At 71.4% G+C, this 17393-nt stretch carries 16 protein-coding genes and 1 tRNA gene; 8 read left to right on the top strand and 9 right to left on the bottom strand.

The features are described 5' to 3' along the window. Window positions 1-9: 9 nt before the first annotated feature. The 3 genes from FHU34_RS03505 (at window position 10) to FHU34_RS03495 (ending at window position 3489) form a co-directional block, all read left to right on the top strand. Entirely contained in the window at window positions 10-1563 is a 1554-nt protein-coding gene (locus tag FHU34_RS03505; RefSeq protein WP_145778665.1) for an FAD-dependent oxidoreductase, read from the top strand. Window positions 1564-1628: 65 nt separating this feature from the next. Beyond that, on the top strand, window positions 1629-2834 hold the full coding sequence (locus FHU34_RS03500; RefSeq protein ID WP_145778664.1) for a hypothetical protein: 1206 nt from the start codon (window positions 1629-1631) through the stop codon (window positions 2832-2834). Between the two features lie 211 nt (window positions 2835-3045). Then, the gene (locus FHU34_RS03495; RefSeq protein WP_088987353.1) at window positions 3046-3489 is read left to right on the top strand and encodes an HNH endonuclease; all 444 of its coding nucleotides are present in this window, start codon (window positions 3046-3048) and stop codon (window positions 3487-3489) included. A gap of 69 nt (window positions 3490-3558) precedes the next feature. On the opposite strand, the gene FHU34_RS33195 is transcribed toward FHU34_RS03495, so the two are convergent. Together FHU34_RS33195 and FHU34_RS03485 are read right to left on the bottom strand one after the other, a co-directional pair. Next, entirely contained in the window at window positions 3559-5175 is a 1617-nt protein-coding gene (locus tag FHU34_RS33195; protein WP_244311537.1) for a serine/threonine-protein kinase, read from the bottom strand. An 86-nt stretch (window positions 5176-5261) separates the two neighbouring features. Further along, a complete protein-coding gene (locus FHU34_RS03485; RefSeq protein WP_145778663.1) occupies window positions 5262-6035 on the bottom strand; it encodes an enoyl-CoA hydratase/isomerase family protein in 774 nt (257 codons plus the stop codon). Between the two features lie 303 nt (window positions 6036-6338). On the opposite strand from FHU34_RS03485, the gene FHU34_RS03480 reads away from it, so the two are divergent. Beyond that, entirely contained in the window at window positions 6339-6887 is a 549-nt protein-coding gene (locus FHU34_RS03480) for a hypothetical protein (RefSeq protein WP_145778662.1), read from the top strand. On the opposite strand, the gene FHU34_RS03475 is transcribed toward FHU34_RS03480, so the two are convergent. From FHU34_RS03475 to FHU34_RS03460, 4 genes are all read right to left on the bottom strand, one after another. Continuing rightward, a complete protein-coding gene (locus tag FHU34_RS03475; protein WP_145778661.1) occupies window positions 6875-7516 on the bottom strand; it encodes a histidine phosphatase family protein in 642 nt (213 codons plus the stop codon). The genes FHU34_RS03480 and FHU34_RS03475 overlap by 13 nt on opposite strands. A 64-nt stretch (window positions 7517-7580) precedes the next feature. Next, window positions 7581-8000, bottom strand: coding sequence for a VOC family protein (locus FHU34_RS03470; RefSeq protein WP_088991350.1), 420 nt, complete (start codon window positions 7998-8000; stop codon window positions 7581-7583). A 35-nt stretch (window positions 8001-8035) separates the two neighbouring features. Continuing rightward, complete coding sequence (locus FHU34_RS03465) at window positions 8036-8437, bottom strand: helix-turn-helix domain-containing protein (RefSeq protein ID WP_145778660.1); 402 nt, start codon at window positions 8435-8437, stop codon at window positions 8036-8038. A gap of 60 nt (window positions 8438-8497) precedes the next feature. Further along, window positions 8498-8574 (bottom strand) — tRNA-Thr (locus FHU34_RS03460). 351 nt (window positions 8575-8925) lie between these two features. On the opposite strand from FHU34_RS03460, the gene FHU34_RS03455 reads away from it, so the two are divergent. Together FHU34_RS03455 and FHU34_RS03450 are read left to right on the top strand one after the other, a co-directional pair. Next, window positions 8926-10017 carry an ABC transporter ATP-binding protein gene (locus tag FHU34_RS03455; protein ID WP_145778659.1) on the top strand — a complete coding sequence of 364 codons (1092 nt, stop codon included), beginning with the start codon at window positions 8926-8928 and terminating at the stop codon, window positions 10015-10017. Between the two features lie 169 nt (window positions 10018-10186). Next, window positions 10187-10774, top strand: a complete 588-nt coding sequence (locus FHU34_RS03450; RefSeq protein ID WP_145778658.1) for a hypothetical protein — start codon at window positions 10187-10189, stop codon at window positions 10772-10774. A 50-nt stretch (window positions 10775-10824) separates the two neighbouring features. Here the strand turns inward: FHU34_RS03450 and rlmB are convergent, their stop codons facing one another. Then, window positions 10825-11955 (bottom strand): 23S rRNA (guanosine(2251)-2'-O)-methyltransferase RlmB, encoded by a 1131-nt coding sequence (gene rlmB, locus FHU34_RS03445; protein ID WP_145778657.1) that lies wholly within the window; start codon window positions 11953-11955, stop codon window positions 10825-10827. Further along, the gene (gene cysS, locus FHU34_RS03440) at window positions 11955-13370 is read right to left on the bottom strand and encodes a cysteine--tRNA ligase (RefSeq protein ID WP_145778656.1); all 1416 of its coding nucleotides are present in this window, start codon (window positions 13368-13370) and stop codon (window positions 11955-11957) included. The genes rlmB and cysS overlap by 1 nt, the downstream gene beginning before the upstream one ends. A gap of 63 nt (window positions 13371-13433) precedes the next feature. Here cysS and FHU34_RS03435 point away from each other — a divergent pair, with 63 nt between their 5' ends. Both FHU34_RS03435 and FHU34_RS03430 read left to right on the top strand, forming a co-directional pair. After that, the gene (locus FHU34_RS03435) at window positions 13434-14177 is read left to right on the top strand and encodes an IclR family transcriptional regulator (protein WP_425280515.1); all 744 of its coding nucleotides are present in this window, start codon (window positions 13434-13436) and stop codon (window positions 14175-14177) included. Window positions 14178-14425: 248 nt separating this feature from the next. Next, the gene (locus tag FHU34_RS03430; protein WP_145778655.1) at window positions 14426-15469 is read left to right on the top strand and encodes a DUF559 domain-containing protein; all 1044 of its coding nucleotides are present in this window, start codon (window positions 14426-14428) and stop codon (window positions 15467-15469) included. 204 nt (window positions 15470-15673) lie between these two features. Here FHU34_RS03430 and FHU34_RS03425 read toward each other — a convergent pair whose 3' ends face one another. After that, on the bottom strand, window positions 15674-17365 hold the full coding sequence (locus FHU34_RS03425; RefSeq protein WP_167524756.1) for a S8 family serine peptidase: 1692 nt from the start codon (window positions 17363-17365) through the stop codon (window positions 15674-15676). Between the last annotated feature and the right edge of the window lie 28 nt (window positions 17366-17393).

The following is a 17393-nucleotide window of genomic DNA, read 5'->3' as shown; positions in this document are numbered from 1 at the left end:
AGGTGTGCCATGGCGTTGTCGCAAATGGTGGGTCGGCTCATCGGCGTACGGCAACACGTGGTGGACCCGGGCGGCGGTGGCGCGGACCGTGTGCCGCGACCCACCACGGCGGTGGTGGTCGGTGGCGGCATCGCCGGCATGTCGGCGGCGGTGGTGCTGGCCGAGCGGGGTGTGGCGGTGACCGTGCTGGAGGCCGCAGCGACGCTCGGCGGTCGACTGGGTGCCTGGCCGGAGGCGCTCCCCGACGGCAGTCAGCAGAACGAGCACGGTTTCCACGCGTTCTTCCGGCAGTACTACAACTGGCGCTCGATCCTCCGCCGGGTCGACGCTGATCTGGGCTTCCTCAAGCCCATTCCGGGCTACCCGATCCTCAGTGAGCAGTGGCCGACCGAGGAGTTCGGCAAGCTGCCACCGGCGCCGCCGGCGAACCTGCTCGCGCTGCTGCTGCGCAGCCCCAGCCTACGCCTGGCCGACCTACGACTGATGGATCGGGACGCCGCGTTGCCGCTGCTCACCTACGATCCGGTACGCACCTACGCCGAGTTGGACGACACCACCGCCGATGAGTTGCTGGCCTCGCTGCGGCTGCCGGACCGGGCCCGAGCGATGCTGTTCGAGGTCTTCTCGCACTCGTTCTTCAACCACGAGGCCGAGATGTCGGCCGCGGAGATGGTCGCCCAGTTCCACTTCTACCTGCTCGGCAACCCGGAGGGGCTGGCGTTCGACTGCCCCGACGAGGACTACGCCACGGCGATCTGGGAGCCGCTGACCCGGCACGTCGAGAAGCACGGCGGGCGGGTTCTCACCAGCTCCGCCGCGACCGGTGTGCACCGCGACGCCGACGGCTGGCGGGTGACCACCACCGACGGCGGCAGTCACCCGGCCGGGCACGTCGTGCTCGCTGTCGACCCGCCGGCGCTCGCCGCGCTGGTCGCGGCGTCTCCCGATCTGGTCGCGCAGGCACCGGAGCTGGCGGCACGGATGCCCGCGTTCGGCCGGCCCGGTCCGCCGTACGCGGTGGCGCGCTACTGGTGCGACGGGGACGTGGCCGCCGAGCGGGCGGTGTTCAGCGGGGTGTCCCGGCAGCCGACTCTGGACTCGGTGACGCTCTACCACCGGCTGGAGGACGAGCCGAGGCGCTGGGCGCGGCAGACCGGCGGGTCGGTCATCGAGCTGCACGCGTACGCCTGCGAGCCCGGCGTTCCGGCCGACGAGCTGGCCGAGCGGATGCGCCGCGAGCTGGTCGCGCTCTGGCCGGAGGTCGGCGAGCTGCGGGTCCGCGAGTTGCGGGCGCGGGTCGAGGCGCAGGCGCCGGCGTTCACGCCGGGCAGCCACGCCTGGCGTCCGGGGGTACGCACCGACGCGGCCGGCGTCTACCTGGCCGGCGACGGTATCGCCACGGACTTCCCGAGCGCGTTGATGGAACGCTCCGCGGCGACCGGGATCATCGCCGCGAACCACATCCTGCGGGCAGAGGGCGCCTCGGCCGAGCCGGTGCGTTCGATCCGACCGCGAGGGCTGCTGGCCGGACGAGGCAAGCCGAATCGACAAAACCCGACATAAGCCACATAAACTGCCGTACGCTCGAATGATCAACCGTCGATCGCTGGACGGGAGGGCAGCGGCAGATGTCACCACTGCACCGCGCCGGCGGGGAAAGCGGCCCACCGGTCGACGAGATCGGCCGCGACGACGCGTACCCCCTGATCCGCGACGAACGCTCCTGCATCGTCACCGCGTTACGACTGGGCTGGTGGATGGCCGACGCCTACCACCACGGTCAGCACGCGGACCTGGGCGCAGCCTCCGCCGAGGCGCGTCCGGCCGTACCACCGGCCAAACTCTCCAACCTCACCGAGATGTCCCCGCACCGACGGATGCGGATGTACCTCGACGGCGTGGACGTCGCCCTGGCCCAGATCGCCGAACTCACCCGACACAACGGGCCGGTGCCCGACACCGTCGCCGCCCGGGCCCTCCTGCCCGACCTGGACCGGCCCGACAACGCCGACCCGGTGCCCCTGCTGCTCGCCCTCGACGACCTCAACGTGGACGTGCTCCGCTGGGCGATGGCCACCAACCACCGGGTCGGCCTGGCCTACCGGCTGGGCCGGTCGGTGGCCGACACCGTCCGGGCCGGCGACGCCACCCAGTTGCTGAGGCAGTTCGGCGGTCGGCAGATCCAGATCAGCAGGTGGTTGGACGAGCTGGCCACCGTCCTGCCGCCGTACTCGGCAGCCGTGGTGCGTCGGTCCCTGGCCGCCTGGTCGAGCGCCGTCGACAGGGCAGGCCACGGCGACCCGGCCGTGCCGACGCCCGTCGAGCTGAGCCGGGCGCTCCGCGGTCAGGGTGACCTCTGGCGCGACGTGCTCACCGGCGGCCTGCACCCGCGCGACCTGCTCGACGAGGAGGACTACGCGGTGATCGCCAGGAACCTGATGATCCGGGACCGGCGACTGGTGGCGCAGGCGGCACGGGGCATCTTCTGGCCGGTGCTCGTACCCGTGCTGGTGGTGCTCTTCGCGGTGGTCGGCGTGAGTGCCGCCGCAGCCGCCGGCTCACCCGCCACCCGGGCCACCGTCGCCCTGGTGGGCCTCGGCGCCGGACTGGCCGCGATCTGGCGGTCGGTGTCCGGGCCGGCGCTGGCGGTCGCGGGCGAGGTCAACCGCCCGCTGCTGGACAGCGAACTCACCGCGCGGATGGCCGTGCGGTTGAACCGACCACTGACCACCGCCCAGGCCCCGCCGCGAGCGACGTCCCGCCGCCAGCGGCGTCCCGAGAACGCGGGCCGATCGAAATACGTTGCCGGTGTCTCCCCCGCCGACCTACCGTGATCGCGCAAGGTCAACCGCCACCGCAGGAGCAGCTATGACGATGTCGCACGTCACCACCGTGCCGTCGTTGCTGCCCAGCGATGGTTGCCGAGCGGAACGTCCCCGGGCGGGCCGGCCCGACTGACGCGTACCCGTACGCATCGAGCCGCCCGTCCGACAGCCGGACCGGGCGGCTCTTCGCTGTCCGGTCACCGTGTGGAAAGGAGTCCCGGTGGACGCCGTCCTCGTCGTCAACGCCGACCTCGGCCCGCTGCACCGGGTCACCGTCCAACACGCCGTCCGGATGCTCTGCCGTCGGGTGGCCGAGATCCACGAGGCCGAGCCGGACCAGGTGATCGGGGTCTTCCCGATGCCCCGGGTGGTACGGCTCGTCCGCTACGTGGTCACCAGGTGGCGTTTCAGCTCCGGACCGGCCTGGTCCCGCTCCGGTGTGCTGCGCCGCGACGACAGGTGCTGCGCGTACTGCGGCGGAGCGGCGTCCACCATCGACCACATCCTGCCCCGCTCTCGCGGCGGCCGGAACACCTGGCGGAACACCACCGCCGCCTGCTACGCCTGCAACCAGCGCAAGGGCGACCGGACGCCGGCGGAGGCAGGCATGCCACTGCGCCGGGAACCGGTGAACCCGGGCTGGGGGGCGCTGGCCGGGCGGTGACGGACCGGCCGGCGGGAACGGGGGGTCGTGTCCGGGTACGTCCCGGGCACGGCACCCGCCGGCCCCCGATCAGACGGTGCGCTCCTTGACCTTGGAGTTCGGGTGACCGTTGGGGCAGTTCAACCGAATCTCACTGCGATGTTCCAAAGAGGCCAGGTCGACCTGGATCTGCTTCGCCGGGCCCGGGTCGTACGCCTCGGCCCGGAAGCCGGGGGCGGGCGTCACCGCGAGCACCTCGACCGACTTCCCGACGCACCGAAAGGTGACAGTCCCGCCGCGCGCGTCCACCGACGTGCCCACGCCAGGGGTAGGCGTCGGCGCGGCAGCGGTCGGGCTCACGGTCGGGCTCGGCGCTGGACTGCTGGCGGACGGGCTCGGGCCAGTCGGAGGGCCCGACCGGGTAGCAGGCGCGCCGGTGCGAGCGGGCGGGACGACGGCCGGTCCCGTGTCGTCCACGACGAGTGGCTCCTCGCTGCTCGGCATCCCCACAGTGGTGGTGCCCGGGCCGCTACCCGTCGAGGGCCCCTTCGGCCCGTGCCGGCGGTTGTTCGAGTCGCCGAGTGACCCGGCCATCGCCACCGCGACCAGCACCGCACCGCTGACCGCCACCATGGCCCGTCGCCGCCGCCATGATCCCCGCTGGGAAGCCGGGACGGCGCTCCCTGGTGCGGCCGGAGCGGCGCGCGACGCGCGGTCCTCTTCGGTGCTGGCAGCCCCCGTGCTGGCGGCCGTCCCGTCCGCGTCAACGCCCGGCTCGGCGGCCGTCCCTCCCGGGCCAGCGGCCGGCTCGGCGGCCATCCCTCCGGTGTCAGCGGCCGGCTTGGCGGCCTCGGGGGCCGGACTGGCAGCCGTCCCGCCGACCTCGGCGGCCGGGCTCGCAGCGGCGGCGTCGAGCAGGATGCGGGCCGCCTCGACGGCCGGCGGCCGGTCAGCGGGATCGCGGGCCAGGCACCAGCGGTAGAGCCGGTGGACCTCGGACGGCACACCGTCGATCGGGGGCAGCGGGGCCGGCTCGACGTGCGTGTGGGCGCGGAGCATCCCGCTCTGCGCCTCGGCAGGCCACGGCAGCCGACCGGTGAGCACCCGGTGCAGCAGCAGGCCGAGGGCGTACACGTCGCAGGCCGGCAGAACCTCGCCGGCCTCCAGCCGCTCCGGGGCCAGGTAGGCAGGCGTGCCCAGCAACCGCCCCTCGAAGTCGATTTCCGAGTCTCCGGCCGCCGCGGCGATGCCGAAGTCGAGCACCTTCGCGCCCTTGGGTGTGAGCATCACGTTGCCCGGCTTGATGTCGCGGTGCACCAACCCCCGCGCATGCGCGTCGGCGAGCGCGGAGGCCACCTCGGCACACACCCGCAGACCAGCGCGGGGCGGCAACGGCCCGACCGCCAGCCGCTGTTCGAGGGTGTGACCGCCGAGCAACTCCATCACCACGAACGGAACCTGGACGCCGTCGACCGACGACTCGCCGTAGTCGTAGACGCTTGTGACGTGCGGATGCGACAGCCGGGCCGCCGCCCTGGCCTCGCCCTGGATCCGCTGCCGCGCGCCTGCGTCCGAGGCGACCAGCACCTTCACCGCGACATCCCGTTCGAGCACTTCGTCGTACGCCCGGTGCACCGCCGACATGCCACCACTGCCGAGGCGCTCCAGGAGCCGGTAGCGGCCCGCAAGCAACTGATCACGCTGCACGACCGACAGCCTGCCGTACCGACCCGACGTCGGGCCACCCGGGATTGAGATCCTGCGATGAGTGGGACGGAGCCTCGGCTACGCAGTCAGTCGCCGGTCGGTGGTTGCCAGGCGAAGCGGGGCGTACGACGCTCGGCTATCGCCGCGACACCCTCCCTGGCCTCGCCGGTGGTCACCACCTTCCGGTGCCACCAGGCCACCCGCGCCGGCCCGGCCCGATCGTCGATGATCTCCTTCGCGGCGGCGACGCTCACCGGCGACCGTTGGGCGATCGTCGCCGTCAACTCGTCCACCCGTCCGGCGAGCCGGTCAGCCGGCAGCACCTCGTCGACCAGGCCGACCCGCAGGGCGCGTTCGGCGTCGATCAGCTCGGCGGTGAACAGCAGGTGCTTGGCGGCGGACGGGCCCACCAGCCGGGCCAGTCGGCGCGTGGTCGGTGCCGGATAGACCAGACCGAGCCGGGCCGGCGGTACGCCGAAACGGGCGTCGTCCGCGGCGATCCGCAGGTCACAGGCGACCGCGAGCTGGGCGCCACCGCCGACGCAGGCACCCCGAATGGCCGCCACTGTCGGCTTGGCGAAACGGGCCAGCCGTTCCTCGGCATCCACGGCGATGCTGGCGTCACCGGCGTCCAGCAGCTCGGCCAGATCGCCGAGGTCGGCACCCGCGCAGAAGGCGTCGCCGGAGCCGGTGAGCACCAACGCCCGTAGGTCGGGGTCGGGCTCCAGCCGGTCGAGCAGTTCGGGGAGCTGACGCCACATGGCGGCCGTCATCGCGTTACGCCGAGCCGGATTGTGGATCACCACCGTCGCGACCGGCCCGGTCACCTCGACTGTCAACTCCGCGTCCGACACGCCCACCTCCCCATCCGCGCCACAGTGCGCAACGACGCCGACCGACCCGCGACGCACCCGACCCGCGACGCGACGCCGACCGACCCGCGTCGCCGCGCGCCGGGCCCGGCGACCATAACCGCGCCGGCCCGTGACCGATCGACCAGGCCCGCCGCAGGCGTTGTGCTGGGCAATCTTGGACAGTTTCCGTTAGCGCGTAACGGAAACTGTCCAAGATTGCCATAACCGAGCGAGGCACGGGATCGATGACGCCGTCCGGAGGATGCCCTTGACGGGGAACCGATGCTGCGGGCCGCGCGTCCGACGAGGGTGAGAGCCACCTCGACAACCGGCGTCACCGTCGCGCTACTGGTCGCCCTGCTGACCGGATGCACCAGCACCGACCGGGCCGGCACCGCCGGAGATCCTCCTCCGGAGACCCCCGCCCCGACGGCCACCGTCCCGCCCACCGGCATCCCAACGCCCGGCGTCACCCCGACAGTCGCCCCGACTGTCGATGCCGCCGCCGCCCAGGTGACGCTACGAATCTTTGGTGGCTTCGCCGGGCGCGGTGACGCCATCACCGTCGAGCCGGACGGCCGGTGGACCATGGTGGACCGGGCCGGCAGTCGACGCAGCGGCAAACTCACTCCTGCCGACCTGGGTAGCCTGACCAGCCTGGCCACCGACCCCCGGCTGGCTGCCGAAGCGGGGCCGCCACCCACCTCGACCAGCTGCTCAGACGTGTTCCACTACCGGCTGACGGTCGGCGGCAACGAGAGCGGGTACGCCGACTGCCCGGCCGACGCCAGTCCGCCGCCGGCCACCCAGGCGGTGGTCAAGCTGCTGCTGCGAGCCACCGGCACCTACAGCAGGTAGTCCGGCGGCAGGCCGGTGGCCCGCAACTCCGGCGGAAGATGAGCCACGTCGTTGACGGCGAGCAGGTTCGGCGGGCCGGAGGGGCTGTACCGGATCACGGTCAACCCCGCGTTGTGCGAGTTCAAGCCCAGCCAGCGCCGCTCCGGCGCGTCGAGGGCGTGCCGCACCAGCCAGCCGATCAGGAAGGTGTGCGTCACGACCAGCTCGCGGACCGGCTCGTCACCGGCTGTCGCCTCGACGGCCGGCCCGGCGAACCGCCGCACGGCCGCCGCCGTCACCCGCGGCCCGTCGACCCGCTGGGCCGCCGTGAACTGGGCCAGAAATGTCGCGTACGCGGGCGGCAGGCCGGTCGGGTCCGTGTCGTGTGGAAGGTGGTCACCGGCCAGCTCCGTCTCGTACACCGGAACCTCGGGCAGCGACTTGGCGATCAGCTCGGCGGTCTGCGCGGCCCGGCGCAGCGGCCCGTGGTGGACGGCGGCGAACCGCCGGCCCCGCAGCCGTTCGCCGAGCAGGGTGGCCTGCTGCCGGCCCCTCTCCGACAGGCCGGAGTCGGGCTCCTCGATAGCGCTGCTCAGAGCGGTCAGGTCCTGTTCGGCGTGCCGGGCGAGGTACAGCAGTCGGGTCACCATGTCGAACACCCCAACACACCGGGAGGCGCGGTTGCGACCCCGCGCCCCCCGGTCCCGGGCACCCTTACGCCCGCGGGAACATCTGGCCGATGCGGATCTTGTTGCCGAACGGGTCCCGGATGCCGAAGTCGATCCCGTACGGGCGCTCGGTCGGCTCGTCAGTGATCTCGACGCCCTTCGCCACCAGGTCCTCGTGCGTCTTGTGGGCGTCGTCGGTGGTCATGAAGAGGTACCCGCCCAGGGCGCCCTTCGTGAGCAGCTCGCGGACCTGCTCGGCGGTGGCCGGGTCCATCGCCGGTGGGCCCGGCTTCTCCAGCAGGATCTCCCGCTCCGGGTCGCCGGGAAGGTTGACAGTCAGCCACCGCATGAAGCCGAGATCCTGATCGGTGTTGACCTCCATGCCGAGCTTGTTCACGTAGAAATCGAGCGCCTCGTCCTGGTCGAGGACGTAGATCTGGGAGCGGCTGATCGCGTTCATCGTCATGCCCATGACGCTAGAGGTCGACCGTGACCTGCTGCTTATCCAAAACTGCTGGGTCGCGTCCAGGCTTTGGTGAAGCACGACGGGACGTTGGCCGAAGCAACGCGATGACGCCGGAAATCGGAGGGCGACTCGCCGACGATCTGCCGGAACGTCCGGCTGAACGTGCCCAGGCTGCCGAAGCCGACGGCGTAGCAGATGTCCGTCACATCCCGGTTGGTCTCCACCAGCAACGTCATCGCCCGCTCGACCCTGCGACGTTGCAGGTAGCGGTGCGGGGTCTCACCGAACGTGGCCCGGAAGGTACGGATGAAGTGCGCCTCGGAGACGTGCGCGATCCGGGCCAGGGCGGGGATGTCCAGAGGCTCGGCGTACGCCCGGTCCATCGCGTCCCGGGCGCGCAGCATCGCCCGGTTCGACTCCTCCACCGCCCGACTCATCGGCCTCGTCTCGCCCGGTCGACCGTTACGCCCCCCCGATGCGGGATCGGAGGGTATAGATGGAGCCCCCGGCCGGGATCGAACCGGCGACATCTCGCTTACAAGGCGAGTGCTCTGGCCAGCTGAGCTACAGGGGCGCGTGTGTCGAGGTCAGCATAGCGAGTGACTTCCGGATATCCCGCTCGCGAGGCCTCCCGAGCACGGGAAACGTCAACAACCCGACGCCGGTACGCCTTCACGGCGCTCGGCGGTGTGTCGATTGATGTCCGACCGTGCCGGAGTGACCGGAATGCGTAGCCCGGCCACCGTCGTTCGATGCTCCCTCACCTTGGCAGCACGGGGAAACACGTTTACGGTTCATGACACGGACGACGACCCGGCGCCCTCGCGACCGAGCCGCCGTCCGTTGACCGGCGCGGACACGTGCCGGTCGCTCCTTCACTCGGATCGTCCGGCACGTTCCTGCCGGTGAAAGGAAGCGCTTCACCATGGCTACGGTCACCTATTCCAAGGCGTCCCGGGTCTACCCGGGCCAAGAGCGTCCCGCCGTCAACGAGCTGGACCTCGAGATCGGCGACGGCGAGTTCCTCGTCCTGGTCGGCCCCTCCGGTTGCGGTAAGTCCACGAGCCTGCGGATGCTCGCCGGCCTGGAGGACGTGGACGCCGGCTCGATCTACATCGACCAGCGTGACGTCACCCACCTCCCCCCGAAGGCCCGCGACATCGCGATGGTCTTCCAGAACTACGCGCTCTACCCGCACATGACGGTGTACGAGAACATGGCGTTCGCCCTCAAGCTGCGCAAGACCTCCAAGTCGGAGATCGACCGGCGGGTCAAGGAGGCGGCCGGGCTGCTCCAGTTGGAGGAGTACCTCAGCCGTAAGCCGAAGGCGCTCTCCGGTGGTCAGCGTCAGCGTGTCGCGATGGGCCGGGCGATCGTCCGCGAGCCGCAGGTCTTCCTCATGGACGAGCCGCTGTCGAACCTCGACGCCAAGCTGCGTGTGCAGACCCGTACCCAGATCGCGTCCCTGCAGGCCAAGCTGGGTGTCACCACGGTCTACGTCACCCACGACCAGGTCGAGGCCATGACCATGGGTCACCGGGTCGCGGTGCTGCTCGACGGTGTCCTGCAGCAGGTGGACACCCCGCGGGCGCTCTACGACACCCCGGCCAACGTGTTCGTCGCCGGCTTCATGGGCTCGCCCGCCATGAACATCAAGACCGTTCCGCTGAACGAGAAGGGCGCCGAGTTCGCCGAGATGTACATCCCGCTGACCCGGGAGCAGGTCGAGGCGGCCCGCGCCGAGGGTGGCGACGGCAAGGTCACCGTGGGCTTCCGCCCGGAGGACTGCGAGCTGGTCAGCCCGACCGAGGGCGGCATGCCGGTCGTGGTCGAGCTGGTCGAGGACCTCGGCTCGGACGCCAACGTCTACGGTCACGCCGCGCTCGGTGGCAACTCGGAGCGCTTCGTCGTCCGCACCGACCGGCGCAACATGCCGAACATGGGTGACACCGTGTTCGTCAAGCCGACCGCCGGTCGCAGCCACGTCTTCCACGCCACCACCGGCACCCGGATCTGACGTAACGCCGTACCGACAGGGGGCGGTCCGCTTCGGCGGGCCGCCCCCTTCGTCGTACCGGCGAGGGGGTGTCAACCCCTGGAGCCAGCACGGAGATGGCTCTGTGGGGTGACCCAGTGCGGGCGGACATGGTCGTACCGTCACGGCATTCCGACGCCGAGGAGACGCCGTGCCCACGATCGCCACCGTCCACCCGACCATCCGTGGTCGGCAGTACCGGACCGCCCACCTGGCCGGCCGCAGCCTCGCCTACTGCGCGGCGTTGATCCCGGTCGCCGTGTTCACGCTGGTGACCGCCCCGCTGGGGCGCTCCGGTGCCGCTGTCGCACGGTGGCGGACTCTACGTACCTGGCTGCTTCGACTGCCGTCGACGGCCGGGCCCGGCCGACGGCCCGGGATGGTCGCGGTGCTCGGCCACGCGGGGCTCAGCCTGCTCGTCGGTGCGGTGGCCCTGCTGCCGATCGGCGTCGAGGTGCTCATGGTGCTGCGCGGCGTGCTGTACGGCGTGGTGGACCCCGGCCCGTACGACAGTTCCTGGGGTGGCCCGAGCCGGGGCGGCGCCTGGCTGGCGCACTTCCTCGTCGGCCTGCCGCTGGCCGCCGCCGGGCTGGCCGCACTGATCGGCATCGCCGCCGTGCACCAACGGCTCACCGGCCGCCTGGACGGGGAGCGGAGCCCGCTCTGGTTGCTGCCGACCGTGCTGCTGATGGCGGTCGCCGGGGCGCTGCTCTTCGTCGCGTGGACCCACCAGATCTGACGACGAAGCCCTCTCCCACGCATGGGCGAGGGAGAGGGCTTCGACCTGGTCTACAGCTCGACGGACCGCCGGCGAGCAACCTCGGCCAGGGCGACCGCCGCCGCCACGCTGGCGTTGAGCGACTCGACCTCGGAGATCATCGGGATGCTGACGGTGAGGTCGCAGGTCTCTCCGACCAGGCGGGAAAGCCCTCGGCCCTCGGAACCGACCACCACCACCAGCGGGCCGACAGCGGCCTCCAGGTCGTACAGGTCGGTGTCGCCGTCGGCGTCCAGGCCGACGACCATGAAGCCGGCGTCCCGACACGCCTTCAACGACCGGGTCAGGTTGGTCACCTGCGCCACGGGCACCCGCGCGGCCGCGCCGGCACTGGTCCGCCAAGCGGTCGCGGTGATTCCGGCGGCACGACGCTCGGGTACGAAGACACCCTGCGCGCCGAACGCCGCAGCCGACCGGATCACCGCACCCAGGTTGCGGGGGTCGGTGACACCGTCCAGCGCGACCAGCAGCGGGGCCTGCTGCTCCAGGGAAGCGGCGACCATGTCCTCGAAGGGCTGGTACGCGAACGGCGGCACCTGCAACCCGACGCCCTGGTGCAGCACCCCACCGGTCATCCGGTCCAACTCGGCCCGGCTGATCTCCAGGTTGGCGATGCCCCGGTCGGCGGCGGTCCGGATGATCTCCTTGGTCCGCTCGTCCACGTCGATGCCCTGGGCCGTGTAGAGCGCCGTCGCCGGCACCTGGGCGCGCAGCGCCTCCAGCACCGGGTTACGCCCGACCAACAGCTCCGGGGTGTCCTTGGACGGGTTGGACTTGCGCCCCGGGGAGACCCGAGGACCGGACCGCGTGGTGGGCTTGCCACCCCGACCGCCGGTCGCGCCCCGGCCGACCGGTACGCCCCGACCGCCACCCTTGCCCCAGGTGGTGTCCTTGCTGCCCGGCTGACCGATCTTCGGGGCGCGCCCCTCCTCGGCCGCCACCCGGCGCTCCTTGTCCTGCTTCCAGGCGGTGCGCTGCGGCAGCTTCTCGGTGCCCGAGTAGCCCTTGTGCCACGGCCGCTCGTCGGCGGGCAGGGTGCGACCCCGCCCGGCCAACGAGTCCTTGTTCTTGCCGCCGGAGCCCTTGGGGGCGCTTGCCTTCGACGTCAGTCGCCGGCCACGGCGCTGCGAGTTGCCGGCCATCAGTCCTGCTCTCCAATAGTCCAACGGGGGCCCTGGGGGGTGTCCTCGACCACCACGCCGGCCAGCTTGAGCTGGTCACGTACCGCGTCGGCGGCGGTCCAGTCCTTGCGGCCCCGGGCCTGCGCGCGCTGCTCCAGGGCCAACGCGATCAGGGAGTCCACCACGGCACGGAGATCATCTGGTCGGCCGCCACCGGTCCAGGCCGGGTCGAGGGGGTCGATCCCGAGGATATCCAGCATTGCCCGTACCACGGCCAGGGTGGTGCGGACAGTCACATCGTCGCCGGCGCTCAGCGCGGTGTTGCCGTCCCGCAGGTGTTGTTGCAGCACGGCCAGCGCGGCGGACGTGTTGAGGTCGTCGTCCATCGCCGCCACGAACCCGGCCGGCAGGTCGCCCAGCTGCCCGGCACCGACCCGCTCGGCCGCCCGCTGCACGAAACCCTCGATCCGGCGGTACGCGGTGGCCGCGTCGCGCAGCGAATCCTCCGAGTAGTCGATCAGCGAGCGGTAGTGCGCGGCGGCGTAGTAGTAGCGCAGCTCCACCGGCCGGACCCCGAGCGAGTCCACGTACGCCAGGCCCAACGCATTGCCGGCGGACTTGCCCATCTTGGCCCCACCGATGCTGAGCAGCCCGTGGTGCACCCAGTAGCGGGCGAACGGCAGCCCGGCGGCCTGGGACTGGGCGATCTCGTTCTCGTGGTGCGGGAACGTCAGGTCCAGCCCGCCACCGTGGATGTCGAACTCCGGGCCGAGATACCGCCAGCACATCGCCGAGCACTCGATGTGCCAGCCCGGACGGCCCAACCCCCACGGCGACGGCCAGTACGCGTCCGCCGGCTCGTCCGGTTTGGCACCCTTCCAGAGCGCGAAGTCACGCGGGTCCCGCTTGCCCCGGTCGGGCGCGTCCCCGGCCGACTGCATCGCGTCCGGCGACTGACCCGACAGCGACCCGTACGCCGGCCAGGACGCCACGTCGAAGTAGACGTCGCCGGAACCGTCGGTGGCCGGGTACGCGTGCCCGTCCGCGATCAACTTCGTGATCAGCTCGTGCATTTCCGGGATGTGCCCGGTGGCGCGCGGCTCGTAGGTGGGCGGCAACACGTTCAACGACCGGTACGACTCGGCGAGGAGCAACTCGTTGGCGTATGCGATCGACCAGAACGGTCGCCCCTGGTCGCCCGCCTTGACGAGGATCTTGTCGTCGATGTCGGTCAGGTTGCGGATGAAGGTGACCTCGTAGTCGGCGGCCAGCAGCCAGCGACGCAGCACGTCATAGTTGACGCCGGAGCGAAGGTGACCGATGTGCGGCGGAGCCTGAAGAGTGAGACCACACAGGTAGACCCCCACCTTGCCGGCTTCCCGCGGGACGAAGTCCCGCACCGATCGGGTGGCGGTGTCATACAGGCGTAGCGTCACCGTACAAGGGTAGCTGTCCGTGCCTGTCCGGGTCCGCCGGTGCCGGGTCGTACGCTGCCAGGCGTGGATGCGACCGCACGCTCCGGTGAGACTCCGGCCGACCCCAGCGCCCCCGCCGCCGGGCTCCCGAGCCAGGCTGACGGCGTCGCGGTGCAGGCCGACGCCCGTGCGGGGCGGGTCGGGGAGGCGTCGCAGACCCTTGACCGGGGGTTGCGGTTGCTGCACCTGGTCGCGGACGCCCCGGGCGGTCTGACCGTCACCGAGGCCGCGCACCAACTCACCATCGGCCGCGCGGCCGTCTATCGACTGGTCAGTCCGCTGATCGGGCACGGCATGCTCCGCCGGGACAGCGACGGCCGACTACGCCTCGGCGCCGGACTGCTGCACCTGGCCCGACGCGCTCAGCCGCTGCTCGCCGAGGGCGCGCTGCCCGCGCTACGACGCCTCGCCGAGCAGGCCGGCGCGACCGCGCACCTGACAGTGGTCGAGGCCGGCGACGGCGTTGCGCTGGCCGTGGTCGAGCCGAGCTGGACGTCGTTCCACGTCGCGTACCGGGCCGGGGCACGGCATCCGCTGGACCGGGGGGCGGCGGGCCGGGCCATCCTGGCCGGTCGAATCGGGCTGGCGGAGCCGGTGAGCAGCAGCGGGGAGTTGCAGTCCGGGGCGTACGGGGTGGCCGCACCGGTGCTGGGCGTGCCTGGCCTGGAGGCCAGCGTCGGGGTGGTCGCGCTCGCCCCGCTGGACGTCGACACGATCGGCCCCCAGGTGCTGGCCGCCGCGAAGGCCATCGCCAACGCCTTGAGCTGACCGATTCGCCGTCCGCCCGCCCTCGTTTGACCGCTCGCCGCCCCAACAAGCGCCCGATCAACTCCAGATCGCCGACGTGGCGGCATCGCCAGCGTTCGATTGCGCCACATCGCCGAGATGGTGATGATCTCGCTGCATAACACGTCCCGCAGGGCTTCTGGCGGTTGTCCACAGGCAGGCGCGGGGCGACAAGACGGTGCTGTCCACAGGGGTATCGACCACCATCTCGAACGTCGGAGGCTGGCTTCATGCCTCCGCGCCCTCACCTCCCTTCCGCCCTCGCCTGGCAGGTCTTTCGCGGCTCCACCGCCATCGGGCAAGGCTTGATCACCAGACACCAGTTGCGCGGTTCGTCCTGGGTCCGGCTTCGCCATGACGTGTACGCGGACGCCCGCCTCGACCGCAACCACGAACTGGCCTGCCGTGCCGCAGCTCTGCGGCTACCGCCGCAGGCGATGATCGCCGGCCCTTCGTCGGCCTACCTGCACGGCATCGAGCACGCCGCCGGATTCGTCGACGACATCCACGTGCTGGTGCCGAGGATCGTCCGCGTCGACTCTCAACGCCGCCTTCACGTGCACGTGTTCGACGCAGAAGCCGCCGAAGCCGCCGACGCCCTGACCCCCGCCCTGACCGCCGGCAGGCAGTCGCCCGTGGCTATGCGCGCTGTGCCCCACGCACCGCCACCCACGCCGATCAGCATCCCGCCCGACCTACGGCCAGCGACACCGATCAGGCCTCCGCCCGGTGCGCTCGGCGGTGCCACTCTCCGCCGAACCAATCCGGCATCTGCGGCGTGGGAGACAGCCGTCTGGTTGGAACCGCTGCGGGCAGTCGGAATTGTCGACTCATTGCTCGCTACCGGCTTGACCACCCGGGCCGAGTTGGCAGCTGTCGCCACCGCCAATGCTGACCGGCCCGGCGGCCGACGGGCGCGTTGGATTTTCGACCTTGCCGATCCAGGAGCGCAATCGCCACCCGAGTCCCAACTGCGGGTGCGTCTGGTACTCGGCGGACTCCCCCGGCCGGTCACCCAACACCCGATCCGGCTGCCTACTGGGCTCGTTCTCCACCCCGACCTGGCCTGGCCCGATTTCCGGGTGGCGGTGGAGTACGACGGCCGATGGCACGCCGATCCCGAGCAACTGCACCGCGACCGTCGGCGGCTCAATCTCCTCGTCGGTGCGGGCTGGCTGGTCCTTCACGTGACCAGCCGGCGTCTCCAGAAGGAGTTCCCCGCCGTGCTCAGCGAGATCCGGTCCGCCCTGATCACCCGCGGCTGGCGCCGTTGACCGGCCCACGCCGTGATCCACTCCAGCTCGCCGAAGTGGCGGTTACCCGTTCACCTGACACAGCCATATCGGCGATCTGGAGTCGATCAAGCCCCGCGGAACGCGTCGAAGGGGCCCACGTCCAACCCGGCGAGCCCGCAGGACGGGCCGGGAACGCCAGCGGGCCCGGTCGACAGTGGTCGACCGGGCCCGCTGGGTGGTGCCTTACGGGCGGGCGTTCGGCTTGAGCGGGGTCTTCACCGCCGCGTAGGCGTCGACGATCCCGTAGCCGTAGAAGCCGTTGAAGTTGACCCCACCGGCGCAGTACGCGTCGTAGGTCTCGTCCCGGCCCTCGTTGCGGTACTGCTGCAACCGCGGCTCCGGGCAGGCGTGCTCGGCGGCCGTGCGGTAAAGGTGCTGCTCAACCAGGTCCGGCGACATGCCGAAGCCAGACCGGCCCTGCGTCTTGCCGTACCGGCTGACGATCAGCGCGGCGACACCGGCGGCGTGCGGGGACGCCATCGAGGTGCCCTGCAGGTAGGTGTAGTAGCCGCACTCACCGTTGGCCTTGCACTGCTTGAAGACCGACTCCTCGAAACCGGCGACGATGTTGCCGTCGGCGTCGACCGAGCCCTCCTCCTGAAGCACGTGCTTCGGGTACGTGGACAGGATCATGTTGGCGTCGGTACGGAACGTGTCGGTGCCGAAGCCGTCCCGGAACCAACCGCCCGGGGCTGCCACCGAGATCTGCTCGGTGCCGTAGTTGGAGAAGTCCGACTTCTTGCCGGACGGGCCGACCGACGACACACCGATCACGTGCGGGCCTTCGGTGGGCAGGTCCCAGCAGCTCTCGTTGTCGATCGGCCGCGGGTGCGGGTCGGCGCCGTAGTCCGGGCTCGTGGTGTCGGTGCGCGGCGCGCCCAGGTCTTCGTTGTTGTTGCCGAGCGCACCGACCAGGGTGACGCCCTTGTTGTGGGCGAAGACCAACGCCCGCTTCATCGCCTTGATGATGGCGCGCTGTTCGGCCTGATCCTCGGGCGAGTCGGCGGGGTTGGCGGTGCAGTTGTAGAGCCACGGGTCGACGTAGAACGACATGTTGACCACGTCGATGCCGGACCGACCGGCGTGCAGGAGGGCGTTGACCACCGGCTCGAGGAAGAAGTAGCCGGAGTCCTGGCCACCCTTGAGTTCGACGAGCGAGACGTTGGGGGCGACACCGGAGAGGCCGAAGCCGTTGGCGGCGGCACCGATGGTGCCGGCGACGTGGGTGCCGTGCCCACCGTCGTCGGTGCCCACCGGGTCGAGGCAGCTCGGCACCTCGCAGGGGCCGTCCACATCGGTCAGGTCGGGTGCGAAGTTGCGCGACAGCGCCCAGTTGAAGTTGGGCGCGATGTCCGGGTTGCTGGCGTCGACGCCGGTGTCGAGCACGCCGACGGTCACCCGACGGTCACCCGGCTCGATCTTGCGGGCCTTGTCGGCCTGGAGCATCGCCAGGCCCCAGAGCTTGTCGTCGAGCGGGTCGAGCTTGGCGCCCTTCCGGGCGGCGGCACCAGCGGCAGCAGCACGGGTGGCTGCGGTCAGGTGCTCCTGCTCGACGCGGTCCAGCTTGGGCTTGCGGCCGATGGCCTTCTGCTCGGCGGCGCCGATCAGCGTCGGAGCGGCGGTCGCCTTGGCCGCGAAGTCGGCCCGGTCGCTGGTGACCTGGTACATGCCGACCTCGTCGGACCGGGACACCACAGTGCCGCCGGCCGCCCGGATCGCGGCTACCGCCGTCTCGGCGGCGACACCGTCCTCGGCGACGACGGTGAAGGTGCGGGAGGTGCTCGGCGCGGCGCTGGCCGGCACGCCCAGCCCCGCAGCCGTCAGTGCCAACACTGCCGCGGTCGCGACAGCACCGGCGGTGAAGCGCTTGCTCACCACATCGGATCCTCTCGTTGAGGGACGT

The organism is Micromonospora taraxaci, from assembly GCF_007830095.1.
GTDB classification, from domain to species: Bacteria; Actinomycetota; Actinomycetes; order Mycobacteriales; family Micromonosporaceae; genus Micromonospora; species Micromonospora taraxaci.
Note: the sequence above shows the minus strand (reverse complement) of the source record. Positions and strands in the feature narration are given on the sequence as shown.